The 15,406-nt window shown below is 62.0% G+C and carries 13 protein-coding genes and 1 riboswitch; of the genes, 5 read left to right on the top strand and 8 right to left on the bottom strand.

Going from position 1 to position 15,406, the window contains the following annotated elements; translation table 11 throughout:
- Positions 1–124 precede the first annotated feature (124 nt).
- Both ACZ889_RS01880 and ACZ889_RS01875 read right to left on the bottom strand, forming a co-directional pair.
- The gene (locus ACZ889_RS01880) at positions 125–1,531 is read right to left on the bottom strand and encodes an adenosylmethionine--8-amino-7-oxononanoate transaminase (protein ID WP_003249342.1); all 1,407 of its coding nucleotides are present in this window, start codon (positions 1,529–1,531) and stop codon (positions 125–127) included.
- Positions 1,532–1,610: 79 nt separating this feature from the next.
- The gene (locus tag ACZ889_RS01875; protein WP_014754666.1) at positions 1,611–2,102 is read right to left on the bottom strand and encodes a hypothetical protein; all 492 of its coding nucleotides are present in this window, start codon (positions 2,100–2,102) and stop codon (positions 1,611–1,613) included.
- A gap of 208 nt (positions 2,103–2,310) precedes the next feature.
- Between ACZ889_RS01875 and ACZ889_RS01870 the strand changes: the two genes are divergently transcribed.
- The 3 genes from ACZ889_RS01870 (at position 2,311) to ACZ889_RS01860 (ending at position 5,532) form a co-directional block, all read left to right on the top strand.
- A complete protein-coding gene (locus ACZ889_RS01870; RefSeq protein ID WP_004576719.1) occupies positions 2,311–4,170 on the top strand; it encodes a flavin monoamine oxidase family protein in 1,860 nt (619 codons plus the stop codon).
- A 199-nt stretch (positions 4,171–4,369) separates the two neighbouring features.
- Positions 4,370–4,921 (top strand): cytochrome b, encoded by a 552-nt coding sequence (locus ACZ889_RS01865; RefSeq protein WP_012053906.1) that lies wholly within the window; start codon positions 4,370–4,372, stop codon positions 4,919–4,921.
- Positions 4,922–4,953: 32 nt separating this feature from the next.
- Positions 4,954–5,532: a YceI family protein gene (locus tag ACZ889_RS01860; RefSeq protein ID WP_003249350.1), complete on the top strand. Its 579-nt coding sequence runs from the start codon at positions 4,954–4,956 to the stop codon at positions 5,530–5,532.
- A gap of 140 nt (positions 5,533–5,672) precedes the next feature.
- Here the strand turns inward: ACZ889_RS01860 and ACZ889_RS01855 are convergent, their stop codons facing one another.
- From ACZ889_RS01855 to ahcY, 5 genes are all read right to left on the bottom strand, one after another.
- The gene (locus tag ACZ889_RS01855; RefSeq protein ID WP_476257146.1) at positions 5,673–7,565 is read right to left on the bottom strand and encodes a DEAD/DEAH box helicase; all 1,893 of its coding nucleotides are present in this window, start codon (positions 7,563–7,565) and stop codon (positions 5,673–5,675) included.
- Between the two features lie 218 nt (positions 7,566–7,783).
- Positions 7,784–8,572, bottom strand: a complete 789-nt coding sequence (locus ACZ889_RS01850; protein ID WP_012053904.1) for a substrate-binding periplasmic protein — start codon at positions 8,570–8,572, stop codon at positions 7,784–7,786.
- Positions 8,573–8,741: 169 nt separating this feature from the next.
- Positions 8,742–9,818 (bottom strand): hypothetical protein, encoded by a 1,077-nt coding sequence (locus tag ACZ889_RS01845; RefSeq protein ID WP_476257145.1) that lies wholly within the window; start codon positions 9,816–9,818, stop codon positions 8,742–8,744.
- Between the two features lie 93 nt (positions 9,819–9,911).
- Positions 9,912–10,757, bottom strand: coding sequence for a methylenetetrahydrofolate reductase [NAD(P)H] (gene metF, locus ACZ889_RS01840; protein ID WP_003249357.1), 846 nt, complete (start codon positions 10,755–10,757; stop codon positions 9,912–9,914).
- A 166-nt stretch (positions 10,758–10,923) separates the two neighbouring features.
- Positions 10,924–12,333, bottom strand: a complete 1,410-nt coding sequence (gene ahcY, locus ACZ889_RS01835; RefSeq protein WP_003249358.1) for an adenosylhomocysteinase — start codon at positions 12,331–12,333, stop codon at positions 10,924–10,926.
- A gap of 20 nt (positions 12,334–12,353) precedes the next feature.
- Positions 12,354–12,450: riboswitch (S-adenosyl-L-homocysteine riboswitch) on the bottom strand.
- 178 nt (positions 12,451–12,628) lie between these two features.
- Here ahcY and ACZ889_RS01830 point away from each other — a divergent pair.
- On the top strand, positions 12,629–13,030 hold the full coding sequence (locus ACZ889_RS01830; RefSeq protein ID WP_003249362.1) for an acyl-CoA thioesterase: 402 nt from the start codon (positions 12,629–12,631) through the stop codon (positions 13,028–13,030).
- A gap of 112 nt (positions 13,031–13,142) precedes the next feature.
- Here the strand turns inward: ACZ889_RS01830 and ACZ889_RS01825 are convergent, their stop codons facing one another.
- Positions 13,143–14,378, bottom strand: coding sequence for a cation:proton antiporter (locus tag ACZ889_RS01825; protein WP_003249364.1), 1,236 nt, complete (start codon positions 14,376–14,378; stop codon positions 13,143–13,145).
- A 192-nt stretch (positions 14,379–14,570) separates the two neighbouring features.
- Here ACZ889_RS01825 and ACZ889_RS01820 point away from each other — a divergent pair, with 192 nt between their 5' ends.
- Entirely contained in the window at positions 14,571–15,404 is an 834-nt protein-coding gene (locus ACZ889_RS01820; RefSeq protein WP_003249366.1) for an EamA family transporter, read from the top strand.
- The last annotated feature ends 2 nt before the right edge of the window (positions 15,405–15,406 follow it).

Genomic DNA, 15,406 nt, shown 5'->3' with positions numbered 1-15,406 from the left:
TCGAACGGAAAGGGATCATGTGCCCCTTGTAGGAGCGGGTTTACCCGCGAATGCGTCGGTAATCCCACCATCGCATGCGCGGGTAAACCCGCGCCTACAAGGGCTCGGCGGCGGGTTTTCGGGCCTAGCCCGGGTCGCGGAAGTCGGGGTGGAAGTTGGCCGGTACTGCGACACTGACGCTGTCGCGGGTGGCGATATCGATGCCTTCGCTGGCCACTTCGGCAAGGAAATCGATCTGCTCGGGGGTGATCACGTAAGGCGGCAGGAAATACACCACGCTGCCCAGCGGTCGCAGCAGGGCGCCGCGGGTCAGGGCGTGCTCGAACACCTTCAGGCCACGGCGCTCCTGCCAGGGGTAGGCAACCTTGCCTGCCTTGTCTTGAACCATTTCGATGGCCAGGGCCATGCCAGTCTGGCGTATTTCGGCAACATGAGCATGATCGGCCAAATGTGCAGTGGCTGTGGCCATGCGCGTGGCCAGGGCCTTGTTGGCCTCGATCACGTTGTCCTGCTCGAAGATATCCAGGGTCGCCAGCGCTGCAGCGCACGCCAGCGGGTTGCCGGTATAGCTGTGCGAGTGCAGGAACGCGCGCAGTGTCGGGTAGTCGTCGTAGAACGCCTGGTACACCTTGTCGGTGGTCAGGCAGGCGGCCAGCGGCAGGTAGCCGCCGGTCAGGGCCTTGGACAGGCACAGGAAATCCGGGCGGATGCCGGCTTGCTCGCAGGCGAACATCGTGCCGGTGCGGCCGAAGCCCACGGCGATCTCGTCATGGATCAGATGCACGTCGTAGCGGTCACAGGCCTCGCGCAACAACTTGAGGTACACCGGGTGGTACATGCGCATGCCACCGGCACCCTGTATCAGCGGCTCGACGATCACGGCGCTGATCGAGGCGTGGTGTTCGGCCAGGGTCTGCTCCATGGCCTGGAACATGTTGCGCGAGTGCTCCTCCCAGCTCATGCCCTCGGGGCGCAGGTAGCAGTCAGGGCTTGGCACCTTGAGGGTGTCGAGCAGCAGCGCCTTGTAGGTTTCGGTGAACAGCGGCACATCACCCACCGACATGGCGGCAATGGTTTCGCCGTGGTAGCTGTTGGTCAGGGTGACGAAGCGCTTCTTGTCCGGTTTGCCGATGTTCTGCCAGTAGTGGAAGCTCATCTTCAGCGCCACTTCGATGCACGACGAGCCATTGTCGGCATAGAACACCCGGTCGAGACCGGCCGGGGTCATGGCGACCAGGCGCTCGGACAGCTCGATCACTGGCTGATGACTGAAACCGGCCAGGATCACGTGCTCGAGCTGGTCGACCTGGTCCTTGATGCGCTGGTTGATGCGCGGGTTGGCATGGCCGAACACGTTGACCCACCAGCTGCTCACCGCATCCAGGTAGCGTTTGCCCTCGAAGTCTTCCAGCCACACGCCTTCGCCGCGCTTGATCGGGATCAGCGGCAGCTGCTCGTGGTCTTTCATCTGGGTACAGGGGTGCCACAGGACCTTGAGGTCGCGTTGCATCCACTGATCATTGAGGCCCATGGGCACTTCTCCTGGCTTTGCGGCGTGGTTCGTCCGCGTAAGCCTAAGCAATGCCGCAGGGCAGGACAACCGCTGCCATTCAATGGCGGTGGGTGCCGGTCCATTCCAGCTTGCGGATATGCACGGTGCCGGCGTGCGAGGTGGAGATGGTCAGGCGCCGAAAGGGGCCGTCAATTACCTGGTAGTAGGGGTGTGTAGCGATCGGGCCCGGGCGAGCGTCCCGGAAGCCGCTACCTTCGAGGGTGAGCCAGTAAAAAATGCGAGGGGATGGCGCAACCAGGTCATAGTCGATGTTCTCGGCATCGAACAACATGTGCAGGTCTTCGCTCAGAAAGTCGCTGACTACGTAGTATTCCAGCCGCAGGGACTCGACCTCTTGAGCGAACGCAATCGAAATTTCGCTGTGTTCACCAATGACCAGCTCGGTACCGTCCTCGCCCTTGAAGGCTTCGTGAAAGCCGATCCAGGACGTGCTGCTGGCGTGGAAGCTCAGGCCTGAGGCTGTGCGAAGCGTCTGCTTGTGTAACAGAAGCTGCCGCTCCACTTGGTTGAAACGCTCCTCGAAGATCATGCGCAGCCCCCCTGGCGGGCTTTTGGCCATCTTCGCCAGCTTCGCCTACCACCCTGTGACATGGCTACTGGCAAAAATGTCAGTTGCCAAAAGGACTTGATGTCACTGCGCTGGCAGGGTGACCGGACCTGACGTATTCTTAACGCATCTTCCCGGGGCATTCCTGCCTCTCCCCGTTTCTGTAACCTCTGACTCGGAGTTCGCCGACATGGCTGCTGCTTGGGTGCGCCTGTGCGCGTTGGTATTGATTGGTGTGTCCAGCGGCGCTGCGCTGGCAAAAGACAAGACGCCCACGGCGATTGTCGTGGGGGGTGGCCTGGCAGGCCTGACGGCGGCCTACGAGCTGCAGAACAAAGGCTGGCAGGTGACCCTGCTGGAGGCCAAGGCGGGCATGGGCGGGCGTTCGGGCCTGGCCACCAGCGAGTGGATCGGCAACGCCAAGGCACAGCCGGTGCTCAACCAGTACCTCGACCGTTTCAAGCTTGAAACACTGCCGGCGCCCGAGTTCGTGCGTACCCCGGGTTACTTGATCGACGGCGAGTACTTCAGCGCCAGCGACCTGGCCACCAAGCAACCGGCCACTGCCGAGGCGCTCAAGCGTTACGAGAAAACCCTTGATGACCTGGCCCGTTCGATCGATGACCCGCTGAACCCGCAGGCAACCAGCACGCTGTTCGCCCTTGACCAGATCAACGTCTCCACCTGGCTGGACAAACTGCAACTGCCGGCCACCGCCCGTCAGTTGATCAATCAGCAGATCCGCACCCGCTACGATGAACCGTCGCGCCTGTCGCTGCTGTACTTCGCCCAGCAGAACCGCGTGTACCGCGGCGTCAGCGACCGCGACCTGCGCGCCGCGCGCCTGCCCGGTGGCAGCCCGGTGCTGGCCCAGGCTTTCGTCAAGCAGTTGAAAACCATCAAGACCAGCTCGCCGGTTACCGCCATTGTCCAGGACAAGGATGGTGTCACGGTAAAAGTCGGCAGCGTCGGCTACAAGGCGGATTATCTGGTCATGGCTGTGCCCCTGCGCGCGCTGGCCAAGATTCAGATGACCCCTGGCCTGGACAGCCAACACCTGGCGGCGCTCAAGGGCACCAACTATGGTTGGCGCGACCAGATCATGCTCAAGTTCAAGAAACCCGTATGGGAAAGCCGCGCACGCATGTCGGGCGAAATCTTCAGTAACGCCGGCCTCGGCATGCTGTGGGTCGAACCGGCGCTCAAGGGTGGTGCCAATGTGGTGATCAACCTGTCCGGCGATAACGCTCGCCTGCTGCAGGCGTTTGGTGAAAAGCAGATGGTCGACCAGGTGTTGATCCGTCTGCATGCGTTCTACCCACAGGCCCGTGGTGCTTTCACCGGTTACGAGGTCAAGCGATACAGCGCGGACGCTGGCACGGGTGGTGCCTACCTGGCCTACGGTCCGGGGCAGATCAGCAAATACTGGCGCCTGTGGGAACGTCCGGTGCAGCGCATTACCTTTGCCGGTGAGCACACGGATGCCCTGTATCCGGGCACTCTGGAAGGCGCCCTGCGCAGTGGCCAGCGTGCGGCCAGCCAGGCACAGGACCTGTTGGCCGGCAAGTCGTTCGACCCGGCCAAGGCGCTGCCGGTTGCGGCGGCGGCAGGTGCGGTGGCCGCCAAGGAGAGCAAGGGCGGATTCTTCTCCAATATGTTCGGCGGTTCGTCCGACAAGGGCGACAAAGCTGACAAGGCGCCGGCCAAAGCTGAGCCTAAGCAGGCCGAAGAGGCCAAGCAGGACAAGCCAGGCTTCTTCAAGCGCCTGTTTGGTGGGGCGCAAACGCCAGAGATGAAGGCTGAGCCAATAGCCAAGGCTGAGGAAGTGGCGCCTGCACCTGCGCCCGCTCCACAGGCGGCTCCGGCTCCTGCCGCGCCTGCGCCTGTAGCCAAGGAAGCGGCCGCCAAGCCTGCGGCAACCAAAGCCGCTCCTGCCAAGCATGCGCCCGCGCACAAGCCAGCCCACAAGCCTGCCGAGACGAAGAAGGCGACAGCCAAGTCGGAGCCTGCGAAGAAGGCTGTAACCAATACCCAGGCCAAGGCGGGCTGATCGATCGACAGTGTCGGCCTGTTCGCAGCCTGAGGGCCGGCACTGCAACCCCAACTCTCCGACTATCGTTAATGTTTTCTTAATGGTCAGCTAACAGAATAAATATCGGATTCCTCGATAATCCAAAGCAATTTTTTCCGCTTTTCTTCGATACGTTACGCGTTAGTCTGTGCATAGCTTTCACGGGGAAACACGCAACATGCAACTGCGCAATTCACCTTCTCGCTACGGCGTGGTCAGCATCATCCTGCACTGGGGCGTGGCGCTGGCAGTTTTCGGCCTGTTCGGCCTGGGCTTGTGGATGGTCGGCCTCGACTACTACAGCCCTTGGCGCAAAGCTGGCCCGGACCTGCACAAGAGCATCGGCCTGGTGCTGCTGGCGGTGATGCTGCTGCGGGTAGTCTGGCGTTTCATCAGCCCGCCACCACCGGCACCCACCAACCACGGCGCAATCACACGCCTGGCGGCCAAGCTGGGCCACCTGGCCCTGTACCTTGGGCTGTTTGCGGTGATGGTTGCCGGTTACCTGATTTCCACCGCCGACGGCGTCGGCATTCCGGTGTTCGGCCTGTTCGAAGTGCCGGCACTGATCAGCGACCTGCCTGACCAGGCAGATGTGGCGGGTGTGGTTCATTTGTGGCTGGCTTGGGGGCTGGTGATTTTTGCCGTGCTGCATGCCCTTGCCGCGCTCAAGCATCATTTCATCGACCGTGACGCGACCCTGACTCGCATGCTGGGCCGCAAAGCTTGACTCTCAACCTCAATTACACAGGAAGGAACAGGATGTTGAAAAAGACTTTTGCCGCTCTGGCGCTCGGTACCGCTCTGCTCTCTGCTGGCCAGGCCATGGCTGCCGAGTACAAGATCGACAAGGAAGGCCAGCACGCGTTCGTTGACTGGAAAATCAGCCACCTGGGCTACAGCTTCATCCACGGTACTTTCAAGGATTTCGACGGCAACTTCAGCTGGGACAGTGCCAAGCCTGAAGCCAGCAAGATTAGCGTCGACTTGAAAACTGCCAGCCTGTGGTCGAACCACGCCGAGCGTGACAAGCACATCGCCAGCGCCGACTTCCTCGACGTGAAGAAGTACCCGGACGCCAAATTCGTCTCCACCAGCGTCAAGTCGACTGGCGACAAGACGGCTGACGTGACCGGCGACCTGACCATGCACGGTGTCACCAAACCGGTGACGTTCAAGGCTACCTTCAACGGTGAAGGCAAGGACCCATGGGGTGGCGAGCGCGCTGGCTTCAACGCCACCACCACGCTGAACCTGAACGACTTCGGCATCAAAGGCCCAGGTGCTACTTCGCAGACCCTGGACCTGGATATCAGTGTCGAAGGTGTGAAGCAGAAGTAATTTCTGCCAGCTGAAAACCGAGGGGGCCGCTTTGCGGCCCTATCACGACACAAGGCCGATCCTGCAGAGATCAAGAAATTCTCTGCAGGATCGGCCTTGTGTCGTGATAGGGCTGCCAAGCAGCCCCCTCGGTACTTCTATCAGCCCTTGCGGGTCAGCAGCGCCGGGCGCTCACCGCGTGGGCGGCTTGGCAGGTCATCCAGTTGCTCAGGCGTCGGGAAGCGGTCCAGTTTGGACTCCTTGCGAATGATCACTGGCTGTTTTTCCGGCTGACGCGGGTTGCGCACGGCCGGCTCTTGCCGGGCAGCATCGTCACGCGCAGGGCGACCACGGCCACCGCCGCCATCACGACGGGCACCGCCACCGTTGTTGGCACGGGGCGGGCGTTTCTCTCCGCCGGCACTGCCACCACTGCGTGGCTGGCCGCCATTGCGGGCTTGGCCTTGGCCACCAGCGTTGCTGCGTTGACCATTGCCTTGCCCCTGACCTTGGCCAGCAGCACCTGGGCGGCGGTTGCGGCCCTGGTTCTTGCCCTGGTACGGACTGACATAGTCGGCGCGGTTACCGAAGTTATCGACTTCGTCGTCCAGGAACTCTTCCGGGTCGCGGTCTGCTGGCGGTTTCGGCACGCCGTTATTGCTGGCCTGCTGTGGGCGTGGCTTCTTGTCACGCGGCTTGCGCGGCTGCTGCTGCTTGTCGCCGCTCTTTTCCTTTTCGTCCGGCTTGGCCGCAGCTTGCTGCCTGGCTTTGCCTTTGTCCTTGCCTTTGTCCTTGCGGCCGCCGTTGCTGTCTTTAGCACCTTCGCCACGGGCTTGCTGGTTGCGGCCGCCGCGGCCGTTGTTTTGCGGGCGCTCGCGTGCTTCAGGCTTCTCGGCTTCGACCTGGCTGGCGTCGAAGCCCATCAGGTCGCCATCCGCGATGCGCTGCTTGGTCACCCGCTCGATGCTCTTGAGCAGCTTCTCTTCATCTGGCGCGACCAGGGAAATAGCTTCGCCCGAACGACCGGCACGGCCGGTACGGCCAATGCGGTGGACGTAGTCTTCCTCGACATTCGGCAGCTCGAAGTTGACAACGTGGGGCAACTGGTCGATGTCCAGGCCGCGGGCAGCGATGTCGGTGGCGACCAGTACGCGCACGCTGTTGGCCTTGAAGTCGGCCAAAGCCTTGGTGCGAGCGTTCTGGCTCTTGTTGCCGTGGATCGCGGCGGCGGTCAGGCCTTGCTTTTCCAGGTACTCGGCCAGGCGGTTGGCACCGTGCTTGGTTCGGGTGAACACCAACACCTGTTCCCAGGCGCCCAGGGTGATCAGGTGCGCCAGCAGGGCACGCTTGTGGCTGGCAGGCAGTCGGTACACCCGCTGCTCGATACGCTCGACGGTGGTGTTCGGTGGGGTGACCTCGATACGCTCCGGGTTGTGCAGGAGCTTGTCGGCGAGGTCGGTGATGTCCTTGGAGAAGGTGGCCGAGAAGAGCAGGTTCTGCCGCTTGGCCGGCAGGCGGGCGAGCACCTTCTTGACGTCGTGGATGAAGCCCATGTCGAGCATGCGATCGGCTTCATCAAGTACCAGGATTTCCACGTGGGCCAGGTCGACCTTGCCTTGGCCGGCCAGATCCAGCAGGCGGCCTGGGCAGGCGACCAGCACATCAACGCCTTTGGCAATGGCCTGGATCTGCGGGTTCATGCCAACGCCGCCGAAGATGCAGGCGCTGACCAGTGGCAGGTCACGGGCATAGACCTTGAAACTGTCATGCACCTGGGCTGCCAGTTCGCGGGTCGGTGTCAGGACCAGTACGCGAGGCTGGCGTGGGCCGTGGCGCTGCGATTTGTCGGGATGGCCGGCCGGGAACAGGCGCTCGAGAATCGGCAGGGCGAAGCCGCCGGTTTTACCCGTACCTGTCTGTGCGGCAACCATCAGGTCGCGGCCTTGCAACACGGCGGGAATGGCCCGCTGTTGCACGGGGGTCGGCTGGGTGTAGCCCGCAGCCTCGATAGCGCGGACAAGAGCCTCGGAGAGACCGAGGGAAGCAAAGGACATGGGCGATCCTGTTCTCGTGTGGGCTGGGCCCGTTGGGATGTTCTGCCTGGCGCGACGGGCATCGGTGAAATGCGATCGCGTCCGGTCCAGCTGGGCTTTCACTGCACATCCGGGAAACGGAGGCTGGACGCGAAGGGGCGTCGGTGCCGATCGGGATGCCTGTTGCGAGGCCGAGCGTCCGGGCGTGAGCCGGGCGGGAAGGCCCGAGTATAACAGAGCTATCGCGCTGTGCTGCTTTCCTGCTGCTCAACGGCGTTGAGAATGTTTCCAGTGTCGCTTGTATAGCGGTTGCTGATCGCTGCATAGGCCGGTTCCTGCTTGAACCGCTGCAGCTCTTCGGCAAAGGCCACGGCCAGTGCCTCGCGCCCAGGCTTGCGCACCAGGCCCAAATACTGCGCCTGGCGGCTGACTACCAGCGGCAGTTCTTCGACTTGCTGTTGCAGGCCGAGCTGGCGGAGCAGGTAATGCCCGACCCTGCGGTCGGTGATCGCCAGGTCGATACGGCCCAGCACCAGCTTGCCGAAGTTGGCTTCGTGGGTGGGTGCGGCTTCGCGCTTGAAGTGCGGGGCCTCGGTGAACGCTTTACCGTAGGCGTAGCCGGGCGATGTGCCGACGGTGAGGCCGGCGAGGTCGTCCAGGTGGGTGACGGCATGGCGGCGCGAGCGGCTTTGGAACAGGACGAATTCGACCTCCGACATAGGTTCGGAGCCATACACCATGTAGGGTTGGCGCGCGTCCGTCTGGAAGATGTCGAGAATGCCATCGGCCAGGCCCTGCTCAGCCATCGCCAAGCAGCGCTTCCAAGGCAGGAATTGCCACTCCACCTCGACGCCGAGGCGTGCGAAGACCTGGCTGGCGACTTCGTAGTCGATGCCGCGCGGTTGGCCGTTGTGCTGAAACACATAAGGTGCCCAGTCGTCGGTTACCAGGCGCAAGCGTTCGCCCAGAGCCAACGGGCTCAGGCAAACGAGCAGGAGGATCCAGAACAGACGGGCGATATGTGGCATGGCCGGAGATTACGCGCTCGGCCGGTGTACGGTAAAGGCATGCACGATCGATGTGGGAGCGGGCGTGCCCGCGAACACCGGCGAAGCCGGTGCCAACGATCGGGTTACTCTCTTCGCGGGCACGCCCGCTCCCACAAAGCCGCGCAAGACAATGAATTTTGCGGGCACATCAGGCTTGAGTGGTTCGCAGCAGATGCGCCTCGATATCCTTGCGCCGCTCGCCCAGCGATAGCCGTAGCCCCGGATGGCGCAGGCACTGACGCAGCCGCTCGGGCTCCATGTAGCCGTAGCGGTCATTGAGGTTTTCCAGGGCCTTGTCCCACCAGGCGGACGCGCAGGCGCGGTCGAACTCATTGGGGTAGGGGTAGCAGCCATAGAGCAATTCGCGGGCGAACTGGCGCTCGTGGCTGGGCAGGGTCAGGCTCAGCGCTTTGTAACCCAGACGGTGCAGGGTGGGTGGTCGCGGCAGTTGGTCGTTGACCAGCGCAACGTCGGCCAGGGCCGAGGGGCTGAGTGGGTCGTGGTCGTGCTTGCGCAGCCAGGCCTGAATCTTGGCGCGGAACTGCGCCTTCCGGCTCCAGTAGTGATGGATGACATCGGTACACTCGGCCAGCTCCAGGTTGCGGTAGGCCGCCACTGCCAGGCAGAACTCCTCAAGGGTATAGGCCTCGCGAGCCAAGGGGTAGAATTCGTCCATCATGGCGATGGAGCGGTCCAGGGTGCCGCAGTCCTCGGCAGTGAGGCCGATAACGCCGGAATTGACGAGCGGCATCTGGCAGTCGGCCAGTCCCCGGGACTCGAGAATGGTAAGCAGGTTTTTGTACAACAGGCATTTCTGGTCAGCGCCGTAGCGCGTGCCGATGGCGTTGCACAACAGGCGGTTGGGCGCCACACGGGCGAACAGGTGCAACGGCGAAGTGCGGAAGAAGGTGTCTGTATCGATCAGTACTGCCAGCGGGTGTTGCTGCAGTACCTGGCGCAACAGCACATGCTTGCTGCGAAAGTGATAACCGTGCGGGGCATTCCATGCCTGGCGCGTGGCCTCGTCCAGCAGGTGGACGGTGACGGGCAGCTTGGCGTAGGGCTGCGCATTGTCGGTGTAAACCTGGATGTCCATGGCCTCGCCGGCTGCGCTGCCCAACTGGGCGAGGGCGCTGACGATGCTGAAGCAGGCTTCCTGATGGTAGGTTGCCGGGCCAAAAGCCAGGTAAACAAGCTGTGGGCGCGAAGGTTGGGGGTGCTGCATGGCAGGCGAGACCTGTTTAACCCGAAATTGAATAAGGCTTTAGTCTATGACCAAAGCCTTAATCATTTCTTAAGCAGACTTTGCCAAAAGATTTCAGCGCGGCAGCTTCAGGTTGTTCCAGATCGCCAGGCTCGGTTCAGCCTGGTTCAAGGTATAGAAGTGCAGGCCCGGCGCGCCGCCTTGCAACAGCTGTTCGCACATGCGGGTAATCACTTCTTCGCCAAAGGCCTGGATGCTGGCGGTGTCGTCGGCATAGGCTTCCAGCTGCTTGCGGATCCAGCGCGGGATCTCGGCACCACAGGCATCGGAGAAGCGGGCCAGCTTGCTGTAGTTGGTGATCGGCATGATGCCCGGTACCACTGGAATGTCCACGCCCAGCTTCTGTGCACGCTCGACGAAGTAGAAGTAGCTGTCGGCGTTGAAGAAGTACTGGGTGATGGCGCTGTCGGCACCGGCCTTGACCTTGTGCACAAAGTTGGCCAGGTCCGCCTCGAAGTTGCGCGCCTGCGGGTGCATTTCCGGGTAGGCAGCCACTTCCAGGTGGAAGTGGTCAGCGGTTTCCTGGCGGATGAACTCCACCAGGTCGCTGGCGTAGCGCAGTTCGCCACTGGCCATGCCCATGCCCGACGGCAGGTCACCACGCAGGGCAACGATGCGCTTGATACCGGCAGCCTTGTACTCGGCCAGCAGGGCGCGCAATTCGGCCTTGGTGTCGCCCACGCACGACAGGTGCGGCGCGGCAGGTATCTTCACTTCGCTTTCCAGCTGCAGCACGGTATTGAGCGTGCGGTCGCGGGTCGAGCCACCAGCACCGTAGGTGCAGGAGAAGAAGTCCGGGTTATAGGTGGCCAGCTGGCGGGCGACGCCCATCAGCTTTTCGTGACCGGCGTCGGTCTTGGTCGGGAAGAACTCGAAACTGTAGCGGCGTTCTTGTGACATCAGGCGTTCCTCTGGCAACAAGCGTCTAGCGGCAAGCTGCAAGTAAAAGCCAGATCGGTGATGGCCGGTCTGGCTTGGGCGTCGTTCAAGATCTGTGTTTCTGGAGCTGCAAGTGGCAACGGCACGGTATGCCTTTACCTGCCACTTGCAGCTTCAAGCTTTCCGCTTAGTAGCGGTAGGCGTGCGGCTTGAACGGGCCTTCGACGGTCACGCCGATGTAGTCGGCTTGCTGCTTGGTCAGCTGGGTGACCACGCCGCCGAAGCCGCGGACCATTTCCAGGGCCACTTCTTCGTCGAGTTTCTTCGGCAGTACTTCAACGGTCAGGCGCTCGGCTTTCTTTTCGGCCGACAGGTCAGCGAACTTCTGCTCGAACAGGAAGATCTGTGCCAGAACCTGGTTGGCGAACGAGCCGTCCATGATGCGGCTTGGGTGGCCAGTGGCGTTGCCCAGGTTGACCAGGCGGCCTTCGGCCAGCAGGATCAGGTAGTCGTCGTTCTGCGGGTCGAAGCTGCCGGCGCCGGTACGGTGGATCTTGTGAACCTGCGGCTTGACCTCTTCCCAGGCCCAGTTCTTGCGCATGAAGGCGGTGTCGATCTCGTTGTCGAAGTGGCCGATGTTGCAGACTACGGCACGCTTTTTCAGGGCCTTGAGCATGTTGGCGTCGCAGACGTTGACGTTACCGGTGGTGGTCACGATCAGGTCGATCTTGCCCAGCAGAGCCTTGTCGATGCTGGCTTCGGTGCCGTCGTTGATACCGTCGATGAACGGCGAGACCAGCTCGAAGCCGTCCATGCAGGCCTGCATGGCGCAGATTGGGTCAACTTCGGAGACCTTGACGATCATGCCTTCCTGACGCAGGGACTGGGCCGAGCCCTTGCCCACGTCACCGTAGCCGATCACCAGGGCCTGCTTGCCCGACAGCAGGTGGTCGGTACCACGCTTGATGGCATCGTTCAGGCTGTGACGGCAGCCGTACTTGTTGTCGTTCTTGCTCTTGGTGACCGAGTCGTTGACGTTGATCGCCGGGACTTTCAGCTCGCCCTTGGCCAGCATGTCCAGCAGGCGGTGTACGCCGGTGGTGGTCTCTTCGGTCACGCCGTGCACACGGTCCAGTACCTGCGGGTACTTCTTGTGCAGCAGTTCGGTCAGGTCACCACCGTCGTCGAGGATCATGTTGGCGTCCCATGGCTGGCCATCTTTCAGGATGGTCTGCTCCAGGCACCACTCGTACTCTTCTTCGGTTTCACCTTTCCAGGCGAACACCGGGATACCGGCGGCGGCGATCGAAGCGGCGGCCTGGTCTTGAGTCGAGAAGATGTTGCAGGACGACCAGCGCACTTCGGCACCCAGGGCAACCAGGGTTTCGATCAGCACGGCGGTCTGGATGGTCATGTGGATGCAGCCCAGGATCTTCGCACCCTTGAGCGGTTGCTCGGCCAGGTACTTGCGACGCAGGCCCATCAGCGCAGGCATTTCCGATTCGGCAATGATGGTTTCGCGACGGCCCCAGGCGGCCAGGGAGATGTCGGCGACTTTGTAATCGGTAAAACCAGCAGGCATGTTTGCAGCGCTCATGAGAGCCTCCATTCGTAATGTGCGAATGGGCGCCGTTGTGCGTTAAGCGCTCGCGGGAGCGAGCAACGCCCCATCCGAGCCTGACAGGCCTAGCCTGCTGCAGCGCCCCTCGGACAGGTGGCGGGCATGGCACCGCTGTGGGCAACCATGTAAAACGGCGCAGATTATAGCTGCCCCCGCCGGCTTGCCCAAGGTTTTCCGTCGATTAATCGCGACGATAGTCGATGTTCAATGGAGCGAAGGCAGCCGCTCTGCCATCATTGCTACACGTTAGCCAAGCAGGTCAGGAGTACAGATGAACTTTCACACCCGCAAGTGGGTTAAACCCGAAGACCTCAACCCCAATGGCACCCTGTTCGGTGGCAGCCTGTTGCGCTGGATCGATGAAGAGGCGGCGATCTACGCCATCGTCCAGCTGGGCAACCAGCGTGTGGTGACCAAGTACATGTCGGAAATCAACTTCGTCAGTGCTTCGCGTCAGGGTGACATCATCGAGCTGGGCATCACCGCTACCGCGTTCGGCCGCACCTCGATCACCCTCAAGTGCGAAGTGCGTAACAAGATCACCCGCAAGAGCATTCTGACTGTCGACAAGATGGTGTTCGTCAACCTGGGTGAGGATGGCTTGCCGGCAGCCCATGGGCGCACCGAGATCAAGTATGTGCAGGACCAGTTCCCGGATTCGGCAGTCGAATAGACCCTGGTTGTCTGTGCCGGCCTCTTCGCGGGTGAACCCGCTCCTACAGGGGTACGCAAACCTGTAGGAGCGGGTTTACCCGCGAATGGGCCGCAAAGCGGCCCCGGCATTCTCAAGGCTGGGCGCTGACCTTGCGCACCACCCGCCCAATGCTCAACCCCTGCACCAGAATCGACGACAACACCACGATGTAGGTGATCGACAGCAGCAGGTCCCGTTCCTCGCCCAGCGGTAGCGACAGTGCAAGTGCCACCGACACGCCACCGCGCAGGCCACCCCAGGTCAGCACCCGCACCGTGCCTTTGGGCACCGGGCGCCAGCGCCGCAGCAGCACGATCGCCGGGGCCACCGTCAGCAGGCGCGACAGCAGCACTGCCAGCGCCAGCACGCCGCCGGCCGCCAGGTGCATCCAGTTGAACGGCAGCAGCAACAACTCCAGGCCGATCAATGCGAACAGCAGCGCATTGAGCATGTCGTCGATCAGCTCCCAGAAACCGTCCATGTAACGGCGGGTCATGTCATTCATCGCCAGGTTGCGCCCCAGGTTGCCGATGATCAGGCCTGCCACCACCATGGCGATCGGTGCCGACACATGCAGCTCGTAGCACATCGCCGAACCACCGATTACCAGCGCCAGGGTCAACATGACTTCCACCTGGTACTGCTCGACGCTCTTGATCATGCGGTAGGTGGCATAGCCGATCAGGCCACCGAACACCACGCCGCCAATGGCCTCGCGGGCGAACAGGATCGCCGTGTCGGCCATGCTCGGTGTTTCACCCAGCTGGATGATGCCCAGCAACACGGTGAATACCACGACTGCCGTGCCGTCGTTGAACAGTGACTCGCCGACGATGGTGGTTTTAAGCGGTTTGGGCGCATTGGCAGTACGCAGCGCGCCAAGCACGGCAATCGGGTCGGTCGGTGAGATCAGTGCACCGAACAGCAGGCAGTAGATCAGGGGGACCTGCCAGCCGAACAGGGCAAACACCCAATGCGCCAGGTAGCCGATGACCACGGTGGCAATCAGCACGCCCAAGGTGGCCAGCAGGCCGATCGGCCAGCGGTAGCTGCGCAGGTCGCTGAGGTTGACGTGCAGGGCGCCGGCAAACAGCAGGAACGCCAGCATCCAGTGCATGAGCAGGTCGTTGAAGTCGATCTGGTTCATCAGCCCTTCGACGCGTTCTTCCAGGCCTGGGAAGCCGATAAGGCTCAGGCCTTGCAACATCAGGGAAAACAGCAGCGCCGTGACCATCACGCCGATGGCGGGGGGCAGGCCGATGAAACGGTAGTTCACATAGGTCAGAAGTGTGGTGAGGCAGATAAACGCGGCAACTAATTCAAGCATCCCGAATCCTGTAACAGTGGCTTCCAAGTCGTTACCCGAGTGACTCGGGCAGTTCTTTGATGACCTGGCACGGGGTTCGGGGCACAGGGTTTGACCAAGTTCCTTGGAAACGTTCCCAAACAAGAGGCGCGCAGCGACGCTTGGGAACGCTATATATTCAACCTCCGAAAACCCTCACAAGGATAAGAAGGCGTGTTGGCAACATCTCTGGTGCTGGTTGCCGCCCTGCTGCATGCAACCTGGAATACCTTGATCAAATTCAGTGGCGAGCGCTTGCTGGTCATTGCCAGCATGGACACGGTAGCGCTGGCCTTCGCGGTGCTGGCGGTGCCCTTCGTGGATGTTCCGCCTGCTGAAATCTGGCCTTGGTTGGTTGCTTCGGCACTGGCTGAGCAGTTGTACCGTTATTTGCTGATCCAGGCCTACCGCGTGGGCGACCTGGGGCTGGTCTATCCTCTGATGCGCGGGCTGTCACCGTTGGTGGTGCTGGGGCTGACCCTGGCCTTTGCCGGGGAATCGCTGAGCCAGCAGCAGATCATCGGTATCCTGTTGATCCCCTGTGGCATGGCCTGCCTGTTGTGGCAGGGCGGCGGCGGTGACCGGTTGCCATGGTCGATGCTGCCGGTGGTTGCCTTGATTGGCCTGTGCATTGGTTGCTACACCTGGTTCGACGGCCAGGCCGTGCGTCTGTGGGGCAAACCGTGGGATTACCTGGTCTGGCTGACACTGCTCAGCGCCTGGCAATTCCCGTTGTTGGCGAGCGTAGCGCGGCGGGCGCCATTCGTACTGTTCTGGCGAACCCAATGGCGCCTTGGGTTGGCGGTAGGGTTCTGCGTATTGTTCAGCTATGCCCTGGTGCTGTGGGCCATGCACCTGGGGTCAGTGGCCGAAGCGGCGGCACTGCGGGAGTTGAGCGTGATCCTGGTGGTGCTGCTGGGTATGCGCTACCTCAAAGAACCTTTTGGCGGGCCGAGACTCCTAGCTTGCGGGCTGGTGTTGGCCGGCATGCTGGTAATGAAGCTTTGACC

It is taken from the genome of Pseudomonas sp. TE3895 (genome assembly GCF_056278855.1).
Note: the sequence above shows the minus strand (reverse complement) of the source record. Positions and strands in the feature narration are given on the sequence as shown.

Excerpts from the sequence above, each read along its gene's own strand:
- ACZ889_RS01880 (WP_003249342.1), bottom strand. The coding sequence starts at position 1,531 with ATGGGCCTCAATGATCAGTGGATGCAACGCGACCTCAAGGTCCTGTGG.
- ACZ889_RS01875 (WP_014754666.1), bottom strand. The coding sequence starts at position 2,102 with ATGATCTTCGAGGAGCGTTTCAACCAAGTGGAGCGGCAGCTTCTGTTA.
- ACZ889_RS01870 (WP_004576719.1), top strand. The coding sequence starts at position 2,311 with ATGGCTGCTGCTTGGGTGCGCCTGTGCGCGTTGGTATTGATTGGTGTG.
- ACZ889_RS01865 (WP_012053906.1), top strand. The coding sequence starts at position 4,370 with ATGCAACTGCGCAATTCACCTTCTCGCTACGGCGTGGTCAGCATCATC.
- ACZ889_RS01860 (WP_003249350.1), top strand. The coding sequence starts at position 4,954 with ATGTTGAAAAAGACTTTTGCCGCTCTGGCGCTCGGTACCGCTCTGCTC.
- ACZ889_RS01855 (WP_476257146.1), bottom strand. The coding sequence starts at position 7,565 with ATGTCCTTTGCTTCCCTCGGTCTCTCCGAGGCTCTTGTCCGCGCTATC.
- ACZ889_RS01850 (WP_012053904.1), bottom strand. The coding sequence starts at position 8,572 with ATGCCACATATCGCCCGTCTGTTCTGGATCCTCCTGCTCGTTTGCCTG.
- ACZ889_RS01845 (WP_476257145.1), bottom strand. The coding sequence starts at position 9,818 with ATGCAGCACCCCCAACCTTCGCGCCCACAGCTTGTTTACCTGGCTTTT.
- metF (WP_003249357.1), bottom strand. The coding sequence starts at position 10,757 with ATGTCACAAGAACGCCGCTACAGTTTCGAGTTCTTCCCGACCAAGACC.
- ahcY (WP_003249358.1), bottom strand. The coding sequence starts at position 12,333 with ATGAGCGCTGCAAACATGCCTGCTGGTTTTACCGATTACAAAGTCGCC.
- ACZ889_RS01830 (WP_003249362.1), top strand. The coding sequence starts at position 12,629 with ATGAACTTTCACACCCGCAAGTGGGTTAAACCCGAAGACCTCAACCCC.
- ACZ889_RS01825 (WP_003249364.1), bottom strand. The coding sequence starts at position 14,378 with ATGCTTGAATTAGTTGCCGCGTTTATCTGCCTCACCACACTTCTGACC.